This is a genomic window from Limnohabitans sp. (genome assembly GCF_046052825.1).
Taxonomy (GTDB): Bacteria; Pseudomonadota; Gammaproteobacteria; order Burkholderiales; family Burkholderiaceae_C; genus Limnohabitans.
Genome location: NZ_JAVLFP010000067.1, coordinates 17,303 through 36,111 on the forward strand (window position 1 = coordinate 17,303; position 18,809 = coordinate 36,111).

Consider the following 18,809-nt stretch of genomic DNA (forward strand, 5'->3'; position numbering starts at 1 on the left):
CACACAGGTCATCAGTCAAAAACCTCAGCCTCAGCCAAAGCCGTACCTTGCAAATCTTTGGCTGAAAGTTGTGGCGCTTGGGCATAGTGCCAATCAACGCCAATATTGGGTTCATCCCAAGCAATACAACGCTCAGCCTGAGGCGCGTAAAAGTCTGTCGTTTTATACAAAAACTCAGCCGTGTCAGTGAGTGTGACAAACCCATGCGCAAAGCCGGGTGGAATCCAAAGCTGCTGCTTGTTGTCGGCGCTCAACATAGCGCCCACCCACTTGCCAAAATGAGGCGAGCTTTTGCGAATATCCACGGCCACATCAAAGACCGCGCCCTGCACCACACGCACCAACTTGCCTTGGGCATGTGGTGGCAACTGATAGTGCAAACCACGCAACACCCCTTTGACAGACTTGCTGTGGTTGTCTTGCACAAAGCGACAATCAAGGCCGGTGGCTTCTACAAACTCACGCTCATTGAAACTCTCAAAAAAGAAACCACGGTCATCCCCAAACACTTTGGGTGTGAACAACACCACCTCAGGCAGGGCCAGTTTTTCGTAAGCCATCAACGCACCTCGGTCTTCAACAACTGAAGCAAATATTGACCATAGCCATTTTTCGCCAATGGTGCGGCCAACTTTTCTAGCGTTGCAGCATCAATCCATTTTTCATGGAAAGCAATTTCCTCAGGGCACGCCACCATCAAACCCTGGCGCTTTTGCAGCGTGCCAATAAAGCTGGCTGCCTCTAGCAAACTGTCGTGTGTGCCCGTGTCTAGCCATGCATAGCCTCGGCCCATGATTTCTACACTCAACTGGCCAAGCTCTAAATATCGCTTGTTCACATCGGTAATTTCTAGCTCACCTCGATGCGAAGGCTTCACTGCGGCTGCAATGTCACACACTTGCTCGTCGTAAAAATACAGGCCTGTCACTGCATAGTTGCTTTTAGGCTTTGTGGGTTTTTCTTCAATGCTCAAAGCGCGTAACTGCCCATCGAACTCCACCACACCATAGCGCTCAGGGTCGTGCACATGGTAGGCAAACACGCTGGCCCCCGTGGTGCGGGCATCTGCGCTGTGCAACTGCTTGACCAAGTCGTGGCCGTAAAAAATGTTGTCCCCCAGCACAAGGGCACTGGGTTGATTGGCTACAAAGTTTTTGCCAATGATGAAGGCCTGCGCCAAACCATCGGGGCTGGGTTGAACCGCGTATTCAATGTGCATGCCCCACTGGCTGCCGTCGCCCAACAATTCGGCAAACCTAGGCGTGTCTTGCGGCGTAGAGATGATCAACACCTCACGAATACCACTCAGCATCAGCGTGGTGAGCGGGTAATAAATCATGGGCTTGTCATACACCGGCATCAGTTGTTTGCTGACCGCTTGTGTGACGGGGTAGAGGCGTGTGCCCGAACCACCCGCGAGGATGATGCCTTTTCGTTGCTTGGTCATTGTTGTTTTACTTGTTGTTTGAATACTGCTGGCTAACCCACTGGCGGTAAGCACCACTGGTTACGCCCATTACCCATGCTTGGTTAGCCAAATACCACTGGACAGTTTTACGAATGCCTGTCTCAAAGGTTTCTTGCGGCTTCCAGCCCAACTCGCGCTCGATCTTGCGTGCGTCAATCGCATAGCGGCGGTCATGGCCTGGGCGGTCTTTGACGTAGGTAATTTGCTCGGCATAGGGCTTGCCGTCTGCGCGGGGCTGCAACTCGTCCAGTACGGCACACAGGGTGTTGACCACTTCTAGGTTTGGCTTCTCGTTCCAGCCGCCTATGTTGTAGGTCTCGCCCACTTTGCCAGCTTCTAGCACGCGGGCAATGGCGCGGCAGTGGTCTTCGACATACAGCCAATCTCGCACTTGCTGACCATCGCCATAGATAGGCAATGGTTTGCCTGCCAAGGCGTTGAGCAGCACCAGCGGTATGAGCTTTTCTGGAAAGTGAAACGGCCCATAGTTGTTGCTGCAATTGGTGGTTAGCACAGGCAAGCCATAGGTGTGGTGCCAGGCGCGCACCAGGTGGTCGCTGGCAGCCTTGCTGGCTGAATACGGGCTGTTGGGCTCGTAGTTCTTGGTTTCTGCAAACGGCGGGTCGGTGGGCGACAGCGTGCCGTACACCTCGTCAGTCGAGACGTGCAAAAAACGGAAGGCCTCTTTGTCCGCCGCAGGCAGGTCTTGCCAATAAGCGCGCACGCTTTCTAGCAAATTGAAAGTGCCCACCACGTTAGTTTCAATAAAGTCACCGGGGCCGTGGATGGAACGGTCAACATGGCTTTCGGCAGCAAAGTTCAATACGGCTCGGGGCTTGTGTTCTGCCAATAGCTTGCCCACCAAAGCACGGTCGCAAATATCGCCCCGTACGAAGACATGAAACTTGTCGCCCTTGAGGGCGTCGAAATTGGCCAAATTACCTGCGTAGGTGAGTTTGTCTAAATTCACCACGGTTTCGTCAGACGACGACAACCAGGTGTGTACGAAATTGCTCCCAATGAAGCCGGCAGAGCCTGTTACAAAAATTGTCATTTAAAAATTAAGCTCGACCATAAAGGTCTTCAAACCTAACAATATCGTCCTCACCCAAGTAGGAGCCCGACTGCACCTCTATCAAATGCAGCGGCACTTTGCCCGGGTTTTCTAATGAATGCGTCACACCCACGGGGATGTAGACCGATTCGTTTTCTGTAACAAGCTTCACCTGGTCACCTAAGCGCACCGATGCCGTGCCCGACACCACAACCCAATGTTCGGCCCTGTGATGGTGCATTTGCAGCGAGAGCTTTGCACCGGGCTTGACCGTAATGCGCTTTACCTGAAAACGCTCACCGTGGTCCACCGAATCGTAAGAACCCCATGGCCTAAACACCTCGCGGTGCAGGTCAACCTCAGGGCGCTTTTGGACCTTTAGGCGCTCTACCACCTTCTTCACATCTTGGGCTTTGTCTTTGTGTGCCACCAGCACAGCGTCTGAGGTTTCAACCACTACCAAATCGTCCACACCAATCAGCGCCACCAGGCGGCTGTCGGCATGCACATAGCTGTTGGTTGCACTTTCTAGTAACACGTCACCACGAGTAGCATTGCCTTGGGCGTCTTGCGGCAGCACTTGCCACACGGCAGACCATGCACCTACATCGTTCCAGCCAGCGTCTAGCGACAGAACCACAGCTTTACTGGTTTTTTCCATGACGGCGTAATCCACGCTTAGAGTCGGACTGCTGGAGTAAGCTTCTTTGTCCAAGCGCACAAATTCAAGGTCCTTCTTTGCCTTACCCCACGCGGACTGGCAAGCCTTAAGGATGGCAGGATTGGCCTTTTCCATCTCATCCAACAATACCGAAGCTTTGAACATGAAGATGCCACTATTCCAACTATATCTGTCGTCTTTAAGGTAGTTCTGTGCAGTAGCGAAGTCAGGCTTTTCAATAAACTGAAGAACTGGTACAGCTGCATCTGTATTGGCCGCTTGGCTAGCTTTTATGTAGCCATAACCAGTTTCAGCATGGGTAGGCACAATGCCAAATATCACCATCGCTCCATCCTCTGCAGCTTTAGATCCCATCCGAACGGCGCGGTGAAAGGCAGGTAAATTGTCAATAACATGGTCTGACGGCAATACCAGGATCACAGGATCGGCACCGTCAGCCTGGGAAGCAAGAGCCGCTACAGCAATTGCCGGCGCTGTACTTCGCGCAACAGGTTCCAGAACAATGCTGCGGGGCTCTACGCCCGCCTCACGGCACTGCTCGCCCACCAAAAAACGGTGGTCATCGTTTGCAAAAACAATAATCTGATTAGAGGCATTAGTAATATCATGTAAACGCCGAAGCGTAAGTTGAAAAAGAGAAGCATCCTCTGTTAATCCTAAAAATTGTTTAGGTAGCATTGAACGAGAAAGTGGCCATAAGCCTGTGCCACTACCTCCCGACAAAACTACACATGTAAATTCAAGAGGCTCTTCAAAAAATTTTTTGTTCATAAACCCAGAAAATTTCTTATAACTGCAATTTCCAACAATCTTTCACTTTCATCATCGACGAACATTTCCATATAAATTTTTCCGTTAGCCGAAATCTCTTTTAATCTCCCACCCCAAGCACTCAAATCGGATATTGTTTTTACAAGATCGTCTTTATCTAAATCTACTGAAATATAATGAAAACCATCGATTAATAAGCCCTCCAACAACCAGGATTCAAAAATTGGACTTGGCATAACAGGTATCGAATTAGAAGCCAATATCCATTTCAACGAAGTCGACACATCATTACCCTCGAGAGAGAGAATAAATGCATACTCAAGCATTTCATTTATTGATAATTTTCCTTTTATCCATTTGACCAACTCTATCTTCTCACTTGCACCAAGACGAATGCGCGTACTAGGCTCGTAAGCGGACAAGCCAAAGTCTATGAGATCTGAATTAATTTTGCCGTATTTTTCAAATAATTTAAATCTTGATGTAGTTCTTCCTTTAGAAAACCAGTCCCCAGTAGGCACCCCCCTCCAAACACATCTTAAAGATTTCAAGGATAACGGCCTATTATCGAAACGTCCTGATTTATAGTCACCGCCCCAGTGCCTAGGTTTATTTAGTTTTAGGATCGTAATATTTTTAGAACCAATAACTCGAGCTTTACCGAGTACAGGCAAAAGAAAATCATCTGCATCTGTATCACCAATTAATACCGGCACAACTTGATCGGCATCTATAGTCTTCAAGAGGTCCGCTATAGGGCTTATATAAATATTAAAAAAATGCTGGTTTTTATAACATTGCGCGATACTACTACCCAAACGATCATTTAAATTTATAAAATCATTAAATGAAATACAATTTTTGTCGACAAGTCCAATATTTGACAGCTCTCGATATTCAATAAAATCAATTCCGCGATATTTATTTTCAGCAGCATACCTATTTAATCTAATGTCAAAATCTAGCTTCATATAATAGTCCTTAATTTGCAATGACTTCACTTACTAATTTTAAAACCCTTCTCTCAGTCTCAGACTCTCTGTTTTTCGCAAAAGCTTTTACTTCCTCACAAATTAGAGATGAGTTTTCAAACTGCAGCGAGGCTTTAAAAATAGAATCAGACAATGATTCAACAGAATCAAATTTATCTGAATGATGCAAGTTTATGATTTGGTCTGCAGGACCACCTATTTCATACACAATCGGCATGCACCCATGTCGCATAGCCTCATGTGGAGTTATACCAAAATGCTCGTGTTTTTCAGGCTCTTCTTTATCTACACCTAAACCAGCAGCATGAATATATATAAATGAATTCGCATATGCATCATTCAAATCGTTACGACTTAAATTTATATTAATAGAAATATTATAACCCTCAGAAATCTGAGTCAACATCTTATAATAATCGTAGGCAATTTTATTATTTAAGTCACAACTGCCAAAGATCAACAGCCTCCAATCTCCACTCAAACAACCTGAATTAACCGCAAGCTTATATGCTTTTATTATTAGATGATGGTTTTTACAATGCCCTTCAGAGGTAAGTCGCCCAACTGAAATCATTTGTTTATTTTTCTTTGAGCCATTAAGGTAATCAGGATGAGTCGAGTACCCAATTAACGGATATATGATTGAAGAATTGTGTATACCCCAGAATTTTTTAGCCCAGCCAGATGTAAATTCGGAATTATGCAGAAAAGTATATGAATTTTTAACATCTTCAGTGACATGCTTGTGCGGGAATGAAACCACATAATATGATTTCTTGGCAACAGATATCAAATTGGAATGGAAGGTAGAGTTGACAAAAACGTCGAATTTTCCAGTAAATGCAACATCTATCCTGGTAGATATTATTTTTTTACATTTCGATATATCGATTCCAAAGTATTTGGCCAAATTATCAATATCAAAATCAACCTCTGATGCGAGATAAACTTCATGGCTATCTTGGAAAAGTGATGCAATATCTAAAGCATGCTTTTCCCCCCCGCCCATACTATAAAAATAGGAATCATAAATACATAACTGCATTCTTTTGTTGTTTTTTATTAATCCTTTTTTTATATTATCATCATACTTTCTTAATCTTGATAGTATCAAAGGACTTATGAGGTTTTCCTGATATTCAAACTCTAAAAAAGGAGTATTTTCAATAGATTCTGTGAAGTAATTATAAATTAAAAAGCTTCTATTTACAAGCGTGTTCCATAGTGGACTATTTTCTTCTGTAGATTCAGAATGACGATGGTAAACGACAGCAGTTGGACAATACAATATCTTATATCCATTTTTTTGAATCCACCAGGATAATTCTGAATCTTCGTAATAAGCAAAAAACTCTTCTCTAAAAATTTTTCTATTTATTAGAGCGGCTCGTCTTATAAGTGCGGCACAACCACAAAATGCACTCAAATAAACCTTTGATAGATATTTTCCATCTTCGTATTCACCAAACCCTCTATCGAAAAGCTTACCATTTGGATCGACACCACTACCTGCATTATTAACTATGTAACGAGCCGAACCATAAGTATTTGCATCAAAATTAAATTTTAAATTTTCGTCATTCTTGAGAATCTGAATATTCCACTGGTAACCTATTGTAACCTTTACTTTTGTAAAATCATTAAAAGACAAAAAACCTATATCGATCACACTATAGTTGCTGGGGTGAGGGACGTCCAACTTTATCAAACCTTTGTCTGATTTAATGGTGTTACCAGTCGCAAACCCAGCCCTAACAAAAAACTTTTTATATTTCAGGCACTCGATAAAATTAGAAATATCAACCGAGAAATCCTCATCAATATCACACTCAATCGTAACACTAATATATTTTTCATAGAAATATATTTTTGGGGCAACAACTGCTGCACTTTCATCTAAACGAATACAATCAATCATCTCCTGTAAAAAACCTTCCTCAAGCCTGGTATCTGGATTAACTAAAGCAATAAATTCACCACTTGAATTTTCATAACAATAATTATTACCTTCGGCAAACCCTATATTATCAGCAGATAAGTATTTGTATCTTTGAAAAAACTGCCTGCATAGATCTTCATTATTTTCTTCTCCATTTTCTAATAAAATAATCTCAACATTCTGATAGGTTTGAGAGGAAATTGTAGGGAATAGCTGAACTAAATCTGCTCGCGAGTTGTAACTTACGATGATTATCGAAATAAGAGGGTTGTTTTTAATAATACCGAAGCCTTTAAACGTATCATCGATTATTCGACTAGATGATTCTGGCCCAATATTTTCAAGTTTCGACTTACACTTTCTTATATTTAAATTAATTAATTTATCATAAAACGCATCAAGTTTTAGTCCCTCATAAATCTCTAAGGCCTTTGCATATTCGCCATTCTTCAAAAAAAGATTGGCATCTTTCAATTTGTATTCATTCATGATTCAAAAGAAATGTAAATAATTTATAAGCGCTGCGCAAGTTTTTGAGACTGAGAAAATATCATCAACATTAGTCTTTTCAAAGTTTTTGTTTATTTTCATATTTTTCATAATAATAGACGCTTCATCAACATATGCATCTGCCCAATAAATATCGTCTTTTTCATCAACTGATTCGTACTCATTAGAATTGATTTTTAATAGTACATAATTTACGGGGCTAGCATTACCTCTTATGAAATCAACATTACCAGAATAATTTGTGGCAATAACTTTTTTTCCTAATTTGATAGCCTCAGCAATAGTTCTTCCGAATCCTTCGGCTCGATGCAAAGAAACATAAGCATCACAACAATCAATCAATCCCAATACATCAGGCCTATCCATCGTTTCAGTCAGTATAAGAATGCGTTTATCGGCTTTGCATTCTTTTAAAAAGGCTTGCCACTCTGGGTGATCCGGGTTGGTGTTCATGGTTTTCAAAACCAAACCCACTGTTGTGTCCGTTTGTGGAAATGCTTGCTTAAATGCATTCACAGCAGCCATCGGGTTTTTGCGGGCTACGGAGGAATTGAAATCAAACACATACAAAAACAGATATTTCTTATCTGGCAGCCCATAGTATTTGCGCGGGTGCCTTTTGATTCTGTCCACACTCACAGCCAGCGGTACCAAGTGCACAGGCTTGTCGGTAGACCGCTTGTACATGTCCTCCAAAAATGTGCTGCTGGCCCACACCTCGTCTACCAATTTAAAGGCATGGGGCTGCCAAGCTTTTGGAAAAACACTCAGTTCCCAAGGCCACCAGCCGATGTTGTGGTAGCCCTCAAAAGCGCTAGCGCCCTTTTGCATAAAGACACGGCTGGCCGTGTCAAACGCAGGCAAGCAAAATATATTGTTTCTATACGGCGGCAATTCTTTGCTGTGCAGGTCGTGAGTTTTGCCTTTGAGCAAATTGTCGGCTTGCCTGATATTGCCGGCATCTACATTCACCACATGGTAGGGAATATTGGCTGCCTCGCAGCAGGCCACGGCCATGCGCAGGTCTTCGCCAATGCCCAGTTCGCCATAGGCAAAGCCATACAGGTTCACACCAAAGGGTTTGTCTGCTTTAGGGGTGCGGCTGGGCGTGGGCAAGGCTGGGGCAGCGCTGGCCCATGCCAACTGTTCGTCTTTGTAGCCAGGCTGCGATTTAACCCACGACTTCCACCTGCCAGCCACCAAGGGGGCAATATGGAGTTGCTCCACCACACCAAAGAACCAAGCCAAATAAGCTTTGCGGCCTTCGGGTGTAAAGATGTTGCGGGCTTGTTGCGTGGGCTCGTCCATCAAGCGCCACAGTAGGTACATCAACAATGTGGCTGCGGGGGCTGTTTGAGGAGTCGCCTCTTGATCAGCACCGTTCAGTGCAGGCACCGGCTGGTCAAGCATGGCCAACACAGGCCTGGGTATGTGGGCAGCCAGTTGGTGGTCTGCAAGCCCCACAACCAAAGCCCATGCAAAAAACTTTTCGTTGTCAAGCTTGCCATTGAAGGTGCAATCCCTCACGGCATCGCCCCTGAAACGTGCCAACAGCTGCACCACTTTGGGCACCTCCACAGGCACGCCTGCCACAGTGGCTTTGCCGGCAGACTCAAACAGTGGCTGCAACTCTTGCGCAGGCGTGGCTTGCGCCCATGCCGGGTATTCTTGGCGGCCTTTGATGAGCCACCAATCCCCAAAAGCGGGGTTGTCTTTGGTTTGATAGCTTTCTCGAAGGTCGGGACGCAGCAACCAAGCAAACTGCTTGGCCAAGTTGGCGTCAAGCTGACTGCTGGTTTCTAGCGGTTGATTGACGCGGGCAAGCATGTTCAAGGTGTAAGCAGTTTTTGGACCAAGAAGGTGTTAGAAAGCGTTTGGTCTTCGTTTGCGACCATGCCATCTTCACGCACCTCCAGGCACTGGCAGTTGGCTTGGGCAACCACCTTGAAAACATCAGGCTGTGGCAAGTAGTGCATTTCTAATGTGTCTGGCGGTGTGCTGGCTAAATAACGGTCCACCTCAAACAAGTAGCCATTTCTGTAGGTGGGTATCTGCAGATAGGCCACGCCGCCGGGACGCAAGTGCGAGAGCAATGTTGAAATCATCCACACCATGATTGGAGGTGGGTTGTGTTGCAGCGTGATGACAGACATGATGACATCCACCTGCGGCAACTGGCGCATGGGGTCAACGTTGTGCCAATGCTGCAAATCAACGTTGTACACGCCTTGTTCTGCCAAATGGGCTTTGGCCAACGCTAGGTGCTTGGCAGATATATCAACGGCAATCACCTTGTCAAATGCATCCGCCAAATAGCGGGTCACACGCCCTACGCCACAACCTAACTCAAGGCAGGTGCTTAGCTGTGCAGGATTGATACCACTGCGACGCAAAGTAGCCAAAAAGTTTTGGCAGGTGCTGTTGCCAGACGCAAAAAACAGATCACGGTTTTTCTCAAACTCAGCCATGTAGTTTTGCGGCTGGGTCACGATAGACCAATAGGGCTCGGTAGCACCTAGGTTTTCCCACTCTTTGTGGATACGTTCAAACATCTGGCCCAGTATGTGTGGCGGAACTTGGGTTTCGACCGGAATTTTGGGCAGGTTAAAAGGGTGGCGGTGCGTGTTGGCCTGTGGTTTCTCCAGAGCGCTGCCCATGCGGCGCATGAACTCGGGCGAGCTCATGAAAATGCGGCTCAGCTGATCTAAGGTTTGGGCATTTTCGCAATAGCCGGCAACCACTTCTGAGTTTTCGGGTTCGCGGCCTAAAAACAATTTGTAGGCGTGGCTGACTTCTTCTGGGGTGACCATTTATTTTTTTCTAACAGGCTTTTTTTTGACAGCAGGCAGAACAGCCGTTCGCTTGGCAGCTGCTGGCGTTTTCGTGGCTGGCTTCTTCACCATAGGCTGTTTAGCCATTGGCTTTGAGGCAGCAATTTTTTTGGCCGGTGCGGCCTTTGGGGTTGCTTTAGTTTTCTTTGCTGTCGCTGGCTTACCCACTGTTTTTTGGGCAGCAGGCTTGGTCTTGGCTGTGAGCTTTGGGGCGACAGTCTTTTGGGTGGGGTGTTTGATGACCGGCACCTTCTTAGAGGCCGCCTTCTTTGCTGCCACCTTCTTTGCTGCCACCTTTTTAGCTGTGACTTTGGTTGGAAGTTTCTTGTTTGGCGTGCTCTTCTGAACTGTTGGAGCGGGCAGTTGGGCTGGGGGTGCCAAAACGGGTGAAGTACTCGCTGTTTGTGGCGTAGGAGCAGGCAACTGCTTGGGCTGCGCTGCGGCTCGGCTGGCATCTATCACCTTCAGGGCTTCTTTGGCAAAGCCCACCCAGGTGGTCCATGGGCGGTGAATAGACGTGTTCTCGGCTTCTAAGCGCAGCAACACATCGGGCATCACATAAATCAAACGCAGCAGCAAGGCTTTGTCGGCATCTTCCAGCTTGCCCCAAACGCTGGTGTCAAACATTTTCTTTTCCAACGCAAAGCGCAGTTCAAGCTTGGCACCGTTGTCGTCTTGGCTCTCGGCATACCAACTGTCAAAGGGCTTGGTTTTGCCATCAATCAGCGGGAATTCAAATTTTGGAAATTCCGAAAACCCATCACGCTGCACCATGGCCGCACCCAAGCGCATTTCAAACTTGGGCCATGTGCGCGCACCCAGACCCAAGCCGTTGAATTCAAGCCACAGGTGTTCGTAGTCGGGGTTGATCAACTCGCGCTTGAGCTTCACGGTGTCATACCGCAACAACATAGGCAAGGCTTGTAGCTGCGCTGGCAATAGCTTGAGCGATGGACGCCAAAACCCAAGGTCGAAGTTCTTGGGTAGATCAACAGCACGCCAGCCCGAGACCTCCAATTGCGTGAAGATCGTTGCGGCCGCCCTGATCTGTCGAAACTCCGTTTGGCCCATGCGAACAAAACGCTCAAGCTGCTTGCTTTGGGGCTTGAGTTGTTTGGGCACCAGTGCGCTGTCGGGACTTGCCAGTGCTTTTGCATCAGACACCAGGGCAATGCCAGGCTGGCCGTCTTGCAACACGGTTTGAAATAAAAACTCATCAAACGCCACACCACCTTGCACACAGTCTTTGACGCGCCAAGTGACAGAGGGCACATCAGACAAATTGTCAAACGTCACCATCTCCAAGCTGCCAAAGTCCGCGTAGTTGGGGAAGCGCTTTTCTAAACGGGACCAACGGGTTTGAATGTCTTGGTAGAGTTTTTCGAACTTGGTTTTGTCTAGGTAGTAAGACTCCAACTCTTCTTGCACCTGCATGAGCTGGGTGAGCAACAGTTCATTTTCTTGTGAAGTGTCTTTGAGCTTGGCCGCTTGTTGATCTGTGAGTTGCTGGTATCTGTCGGTCAACGCTTTGATTTCTGCGGGCGACTTGGCCTTGATGTCTGCCAGTGCAGCCTCAGCGGCTTGTTTGGCACCTTGCTCTTGGGCTAGGCTGTGGCGGGCTTGGGCCAGGTCTTGATCGAGCTTGGTGAACTGGGCTTTTGTGGCTTCATGCTCAGATTTTTGTTTGACCAGTTCTGCCTCTAAAGCCAATGTGGCTTGAGCTTGCTGCTGATACTTATCTGTCACCGCTTTGAGTTGGGCAGGAGATTTTGCTTTGATCTCTGACAAGGCAGATTCAGCGACTTGCTTGGCGCTTTGCTCTTGGGCAATGTTTTGAGTGGCTTGTGCAAGCCCTTGCTTGAGCTGATCCATTTCAGCCTTGGCTGTTGCAAGTTCAGCTGCAAGTTCCGCTTTTTGCTTGGCCGCCGCAAGCTCTGTGGCTTGTTGGGCTTGCTGAACTTGCTCAAGCCTTTTTTTGTGCTGGGCTACCTCAGCATCCAATTTCTTGGTGCTTTGTTGGTGTTGTTCAACAGCAACTGCGGCTTCGTTTTGGGCCTTGGCGATTGCCTCTGCCGTAGAGATTTCAAGTTGCTTTTTATCTAAAAATATGTTCTCAAGCTCCTCTTGCACAGTCATGAGCTGCGCAAGCAAGAGTTCGTTTTCATCCTCAGCATCTTTGAACTTGGCGGCTTGCTGCTGTGCTTGTTGGGCAGCTTCTTTTTTAAGCTGTTCCAACTCAGACAGTGTGCGAACTTGCAGTGCGTCTATCTCAAGCTTGGCTTGTTGGGCGTGTGAAGTGTCGGCTTTTGCAGCATCCAAGGCTTGCAGGTGTTGCTTGATCTCTTGCTTAAGCTCAATCACTTGTTTGGTTTGAGCAGCACCATCGTCTTTGGCCTTGGCAACAGATGCCTCAAGTTGCTTTTTGTCTGAAGCTGCTTTCTTGAATTCTTCTTGCGCTTGCTTGAGCTCCAAAACCAAGCGTTCATTTTCTTGGGCAGCATCCGCCAAAGCTTTGGCGGCAGAGGCCTCTTGCTTTTGATGCGCAAGTTTCGCCTTTGCCAGCTGGCTCTCTAGCCCATCCAACTTCTTCTGGAGGCCTTCAATTTGAATTTCTAAATTCTGTTTACCGAATAACTTCAAAATAACATCTCTTTCAGATGGATAAGCAGAAGTGGCTTGGGCCGCAGCCCATCGCACGTGTCCCCGCCCACGCTACCGCAGCCGACGTGCCAAAGCCCGCCAGCTGCTGTCTCCAAAGCCAACGGATGAAAGCTAAGGACGGATTGACCGCAGAAACGTCAAGACAGGCTGCAAGCAGTCCATCAGCGGGCAAACAAATATTTGTAGGCAACTTCCAACGACTCTTGAGGGTTGGTGGAAGTCAAGTTCATCAAGGACAACAAGTTTTCAGTTTGGGTGGTCACACTCGTCACGTACTCACTCTTGACCTGAAACACCGTTTGCGTGGCGTTGAGCACATCAACCGCGCTGCGCACGCCGCCCTCGTAGCTTTTGGTGTTGGCTTCAACGCTCAGCTCTGCGGCCTTGATGGCATCGAGTTGGATGGCCAAAGACTCAAAGCCCGTGTCGATTTGCGAGCGCAGTTTTTCAACATCTACCCGTGTTTTTTCTTCGCTGTCACGGCGTGTTTCTTTGGCTTTGAGGTAGTTGGCCTCAGAGCCTTGGCGTGCAAAGTAGGCACTGGCGCCCAGGGGCAGGTTCACCACCACGCCGGTGTAGCGGTTGTTTGTTGTGCCCGATTTGCTGTCTGTGTAGGTGGCAGAAAAAGTAGGCAAAAAAGCGCCCGTGGCTTTTTGCACATCCAACTCCGACACGCGCTCGCTGAACTTGGTCACCAAGATGGCTGGGTTGTTTTGCAAGGCCAAGTCAATGTAGTCTTGCACTTGCTTGAGGGCCACTTTGCCATGCTGTTCGGTCAACACAAATTCGGCCACATTGGGGCGCTCCCCCGTGATGGCCGCGTACTGTTTGGCTGCGATGTCGAGTTGGTTTTTAAAACCAATCTGGGCCGATTTGGCTTGAGCCGCCTTTACCTCGATGTCTCGCAAGTCGGTGATGGTGCCTTGGCCCAACTCTAGTTTTTTCTTGGCAGCGAAGTACTGCTGGTTCAACGCCGTGATTTTGGCGTTGTTGAGCTTGATGTTTTCATTGGCCAAGATGATGGCGTTGGCCGCCTTGAGCAAACGGGTGGCCAAGTCTTGTTGCTTCACCACAAACGTGGCCTCGGCAAAACCTTGGCGCGGCTCGGCTTGTTTGAAGGTCGACAACGCCTCGTAGTTCAGCAAGGGTTGCGTGACAGAAATCGTGGTTCGATTGGCCGCATCGGTTTGAATGCGCGTGTTGTTGAAACTGGCACTGGGTGCATACGCCGTGTATGCCTGATTGGCCGTGGCTTGGTTGGCCTGACGCTCTGCCACAGCAGTTTGAAACGTCGGGTCGTAGGCCGTGGCTTTTTGGTAGTCGGCCAGCAAGTCCAGCGCGGAGGCCTGGCCGAAAGAGGCAGCCAAAGCCAGAGAGGCAACAATTCGCAGATTTTTCATTTTCAACAATTTAACATTATTTTTCATAAATTTAGTGAGTCAATATTCCTTGAAAGCCAAGGCGAACTTGTCACCAAGCGGCTTGAGCAAGTAACTCATGAAGGTGCGCTCACCCGCCTTGATGACCACGTCCACCGGCATGCCCGGTTGCACCTTCAGGCCTGCGAGCTTTTGCAGGCCTTCTTTGGTGGTCTCAACTTGGCCCAAGTAGTACTCTTCTTTGTCATTCGCACCGGGCTCTTTGTCAGCGCCCACAAGTTTCACCACCCCCGCAATCACTGGCGTGGTGGTTTGGTTGAACGCTGTAAAGCGCATGTCGGTTTCCATGCCCACACGCACCTTGTCGATGATGGACGCGGGTATCTTCGCCTGCACGATCAGGGTTTCGTCTTTGGGCACCACCTCCAGCAACACCTGGCCGCTGGTGATCACACCGCCCACGGTGAACACTTTGAGGCCCACCACGCTGCCGCTCACGGGGGCCTTGACCTCGGCCAAGTCACGGTCAAACTTGGCCGCGTCGAGTCTGGTCAGAAACGCATCGCGGTTTTTTTGAATGTCTTGCAACTGGTTGTCCACCTCTTTGAGGAAGGCGCTGCGCAGCTGGATGATTTGCAACTTGGCACGCGCAATGTCGGCCTGGGTGCTCGCGATGTTCGACTCAATGTCGCTGTTTTGCCGCTCCGCCTGGTTAGCCTGCGACTGAGGCACAAAACCATCTTTGGCCAACTTGTTGGTGTTGGTCATTTCCTCACGCAGGCTGCGCTGCTGGGTGCGGCGCGCTTGCATCATGGCGGTGAGGCCCGTGATTTGCTCGTTCAGGCTGGACACCTGGCCGTTGTACTCCGCACGGCGCGAGTTGAACAACTGCTGCTGGAGGTTTTTGGCTTCTTGCACATGCTCGTCGTTGGGTTTGAAACGCTTGGCAATTTCAGCTTCCCAGCGAATGGCACCTGCGCCATCGCGCTCGGCCTTGAGGCGCGACTCGGTGGCCAACAGGTTGATGTACTGCAACTCCAACCCCGTCAAGTCGGCTTCGCTCTTCAAGGGGTTGATGCGCAACAGCACTTCGCCCGCTTTGACTTCGGCCCCCTCGCGGACCATGATCTCTTGCACCACGCCACCCGTGGGGTGTTGCACGGTTTTGCGGTTGCCCAACACCGACACTTGCCCGGGCACGGTCACGCCCGCATCAATGGGGGCAAAGTTGGCCCATGCCAAAAACAACACAAAAAAGCCCAAGAACCAGCGCGAGGCATGGCGGCGGATGTCGGACTCTTCAATGTCCACAGGCTTCAAACCCCGGCCATGAAGTTTTTCTGGGGCGTAGGGATTCCAGCTGTCGATCCAACCACTCAGGCGCGCCTCACCGCCGACAACCCGGCCCCACACGCCTACGGCGGGTTTGACCACCTTCTCTGGGGTGGTGGCGTCGCTCATGCGCCCCCCAGTTGAACACTGGCCGCAGCGGCAGGTGCCGAAGGTTCGGGCGCACCGCCACCGCCTTCACCCGCCACCACTTGCAGGCGCTTGACGGCTTCTAGCATGTCACGCGATGAACCAAAGGCCACTTGCTTGCCACCCTTGAGCACCAACATCATGTCCACGATGTTGACCAAGCGGGGGCGGTGGGTGGTGATGACCACCGTGCCCCCGTTTTGCTTCAAGGCCAGCACGCACTTGATCAGCGCGGTCTCACCCAACTCATCGAGGTTGGAGTTGGGCTCGTCCATCACCACGTACTTGGGCATGCCGTAAATGGCGCGGGCAATGGCTAGGCGTTGGCGCTGACCACCCGAAGGCGCAAAACCCGTTTCGCCCAAAGGCGTGTCGTAGCCCTTGGGAAAGCCCAAAATAATGTCGTGCATGTCAATCAGCTTGGCGGCCAAGACCACTTTGTCTGCATCCACCTCACCCAGACGGGCAATGTTCTCGGCCACCGTGCCTTCAAAAAACTCTATCTCTTGCGGCACATAGCCCACCAGGGGGCCCACTTCGTCGTGGCTCCATTCAGAAATTTCCACACCATCCAAACGCACCTTGCCCTCGGCGGGCGCCCACACCCCCATGAGCATCTTCACCAGCGACGATTTACCCGCAGCACTGGGCCCCACCACGGCCAGCACCTGCCCGGGTGTGAGGGCAAAGTTGATGTCAGAAATCACAGCCTTGTCGTGTCCGGGTGGCACGCCCACAGCGTCGGTCACCGTCAAGCTGCCTTGGGGTGGCGGCAACTGCATGCCTTTTTGATTTTGGCGGTCTTCGCCCAACAACTCGTTGAGTCGTTCATAGGCTGAACGCGCCGCAACGATTTCTTTCCAGCTGCCAATCAGTTTTTGAATGGGCGACACCGATTTGCTGATCAGCATAGACGCCGCCATGATCATGCCGCCGGTGATCAAACCCTCCATGGCCAAGAACGTGCCCAAGGCCATTTGCAACGATGGCAAGGCTTTTTGCAAAAAGCCCGACAAGCCGCCCATCAAACCCGTGGCCTCGCTGGCGTTGACTTGGTTGGTCAAAAACTGGCGGTGTTGCTCGTACCAGCGGTTGCGCACCCCGCCCAGCATGCCCAAAGCCAGGGTGGTCTCGGCATGGCGCAAGCTGCTAGACGCCACACGCGAGGCCTCGGTGTTCGCGTCGTTGGCCTCTTTCAAAATGGGGCTGGTGATTTTGATGCTGAAGTAGGACACCGCAATCATCAACGCCGAAGCGCATGCGGCAAAGATAGCCAGATAGGGGTGAAACAAGGCCCCAATGAAGATGAAGACCACGGCAAACGGAGCATCCATCAAGGTCAATGCCGACTGGCCTGTGAAAAACTGGCGCAGTGCCAACAAGTCGCCCAACAGCTGGTGCACGTTGATATTTTTGCGACCCACGTAGCGCCTGAAAGAAGCATCAAACACATCGGCTGCCAACTCCCAGTCGATGCGCAAAGACAAACGCACCATCAGCCGAGAGCGAATCCAGTCCAGCGCCGACCAAAACACATAAAAAGCAATGACCAACAGGGTCAGCGACACCAGGGTGACGCCACTGCGGGATGACAGCACCCGGTCCATGGTGTTCATCATGTAGAGCATCGGGGTGATGCTCAGCAGGTCGATGACAAAGGTCAACAAGAAGGCGAGCACAAAGGCTCGCCGACATTGCATGAGAATTTTGCGCACCGGCGCATCGATCTCTTTGGGTCTGGACGGCGACGGCGGCAGCAAGTCAATCATGGCTCACCATTTTAGTGACCAAAGGGTTTCGACTTGATGTCTTGGTCGAACACATCGCCCTGTGCCTGGTCTGTGCCCAACAACTCGACAGTCGAGGCGCCCATCGTGGTCTGGGCCACAACGCCTGTGCCGCTGATGTGGAACACATCGGTCGAGTTGGCGTTGACCACATCGACTTCGGTGATGCCCAGCTTGGACAGTTGCTCCACCAAGTCGGCGACTTTGGCTTCGTTGATGTGTTCTGGTGTGATGCCCAAGGTTTGTGCGGTCTTCTCGTCGAGCAGCAAACCTGCACCCGCGCCGTTGTTGGCAAACAGGGTGTGGTCGGCCACGGCATGGTTGTCCAGGCCAAAGGCGCTGAACAGGTCGTGCATGTCGGCCAACTCGCCCTCGGCAACACCCAGTTTGACGAATACTTTGTCGCTGGCGTGAACCTTGTCCACACCCAAATCGGCCATGGCCTTGAGGCTGGTGCTGAGCAAGCGGGTGTTGGCCGCCGCATCGATCTCAAGATTGGCGTCAGGCAAAGCGTGCAGCATGCCGGCTTCGTACAGGGCGGCAGACAAGTCGTCACCAATGTGCACGCTGGCTTTGCTTTCGATTTCAACGTTGCCCAAGCCAGACTCTTGCAAGGCATGGATGAGGCTGCCCCAGGTCTGACCAGCCGTCAGCTGCGTGTCTGCGGTCAACAGGTCCATGCCGTGATGGACCAAGGCATTCAAGCCCGCGTTGTCGCTCAGGCCTGCATCGAGGTCGGCTTGGACTGCTGCGGTTGGCAAGCTTGGCGCCTTGACTGCGTCAATTTCAAGGGTGATGTCCACACCTTGGTTCAACCACTCGCCGCTTTCAAAGGCAGCCAGCAAATCGGTTCCTTGGCCTTGACCAAACAACTCTGAGCTGTGCAAGCCCAGATGGTCAACGCCTGCTTCTTTCAACGAAGCCGTCAAAGCGTTGAGGTCTTGCAAGCCAGCAATGCCCGAAACACCCACGACATCCACACCCAGGTTATTGATGGCATGACCTGCCGCATCGACACCCAACTTCTGCAGGTCTTGCAAGCTTGACTTCAGGTGCGTGCCCGAAGCATGGATGCCATCGGCAGCCATGACGCCAGAAGTTTGCAGGGTCACGTAGTCGGCTGCTGCAAAGTCCAGTCCAGCATGGATCAAGCTGCTGGCTTCAACTTGGTCGATGCTCACTGACACCACCTGGTCTTTGCCGCCCAGGTCAATGTGGTCGATGCCCATCGCAGACAACTCGCCCGCCATGTGCGC

General features: G+C 49.9%; 13 protein-coding genes. All 13 read right to left on the reverse strand.

The features are described 5' to 3' along the window. Nucleotides 1-11: 11 nt before the first annotated feature. Entirely contained in the window at nt 12-560 is a 549-nt protein-coding gene (rfbC, locus tag ACKWJN_RS11660) for a dTDP-4-dehydrorhamnose 3,5-epimerase (protein WP_408597092.1), read from the reverse strand. Then, nucleotides 560-1,447, reverse strand: a complete 888-nt coding sequence (rfbA, locus tag ACKWJN_RS11665; RefSeq protein ID WP_408597093.1) for a glucose-1-phosphate thymidylyltransferase RfbA — start codon at nt 1,445-1,447, stop codon at nt 560-562. Before rfbA ends, rfbC begins: the two co-directional genes overlap by 1 nt. A 7-nt stretch (nt 1,448-1,454) precedes the next feature. Further along, nucleotides 1,455-2,522 (reverse strand): dTDP-glucose 4,6-dehydratase, encoded by a 1,068-nt coding sequence (gene rfbB, locus ACKWJN_RS11670; RefSeq protein WP_408597094.1) that lies wholly within the window; start codon nt 2,520-2,522, stop codon nt 1,455-1,457. Nucleotides 2,523-2,529: 7 nt separating this feature from the next. Then, complete coding sequence (locus ACKWJN_RS11675) at nt 2,530-3,975, reverse strand: mannose-1-phosphate guanylyltransferase/mannose-6-phosphate isomerase (protein ID WP_408597096.1); 1,446 nt, start codon at nt 3,973-3,975, stop codon at nt 2,530-2,532. Then, on the reverse strand, nt 3,972-4,946 hold the full coding sequence (locus tag ACKWJN_RS11680; RefSeq protein WP_408597098.1) for a hypothetical protein: 975 nt from the start codon (nt 4,944-4,946) through the stop codon (nt 3,972-3,974). The genes ACKWJN_RS11675 and ACKWJN_RS11680 overlap by 4 nt, the downstream gene beginning before the upstream one ends. A gap of 10 nt (nt 4,947-4,956) precedes the next feature. Further along, nucleotides 4,957-7,395 (reverse strand): glycosyltransferase, encoded by a 2,439-nt coding sequence (locus ACKWJN_RS11685; RefSeq protein ID WP_408597100.1) that lies wholly within the window; start codon nt 7,393-7,395, stop codon nt 4,957-4,959. 3 nt (nt 7,396-7,398) lie between these two features. Further along, a complete protein-coding gene (locus ACKWJN_RS11690) occupies nt 7,399-9,243 on the reverse strand; it encodes a glycosyltransferase (RefSeq protein WP_408597102.1) in 1,845 nt (614 codons plus the stop codon). Nucleotides 9,244-9,245: 2 nt separating this feature from the next. Beyond that, entirely contained in the window at nt 9,246-10,226 is a 981-nt protein-coding gene (locus tag ACKWJN_RS11695) for a class I SAM-dependent methyltransferase (protein ID WP_408597104.1), read from the reverse strand. Then, nucleotides 10,227-12,887, reverse strand: coding sequence for a hypothetical protein (locus tag ACKWJN_RS11700; RefSeq protein WP_408597106.1), 2,661 nt, complete (start codon nt 12,885-12,887; stop codon nt 10,227-10,229). Between the two features lie 182 nt (nt 12,888-13,069). Continuing rightward, nucleotides 13,070-14,308 (reverse strand): TolC family protein, encoded by a 1,239-nt coding sequence (locus ACKWJN_RS11705; RefSeq protein ID WP_408597107.1) that lies wholly within the window; start codon nt 14,306-14,308, stop codon nt 13,070-13,072. Between the two features lie 39 nt (nt 14,309-14,347). Next, complete coding sequence (locus tag ACKWJN_RS11710; RefSeq protein ID WP_408597109.1) at nt 14,348-15,748, reverse strand: HlyD family type I secretion periplasmic adaptor subunit; 1,401 nt, start codon at nt 15,746-15,748, stop codon at nt 14,348-14,350. Continuing rightward, nucleotides 15,745-17,535 carry a type I secretion system permease/ATPase gene (locus ACKWJN_RS11715; RefSeq protein ID WP_408597111.1) on the reverse strand — a complete coding sequence of 597 codons (1,791 nt, stop codon included), beginning with the start codon at nt 17,533-17,535 and terminating at the stop codon, nt 15,745-15,747. The genes ACKWJN_RS11710 and ACKWJN_RS11715 overlap by 4 nt, the downstream gene beginning before the upstream one ends. Nucleotides 17,536-17,546: 11 nt before the next feature. Further along, nucleotides 17,547-18,809 (reverse strand): hypothetical protein (locus ACKWJN_RS11720; RefSeq protein ID WP_408597113.1); only part of this gene is annotated, 1,263 nt, incomplete at its 5' end.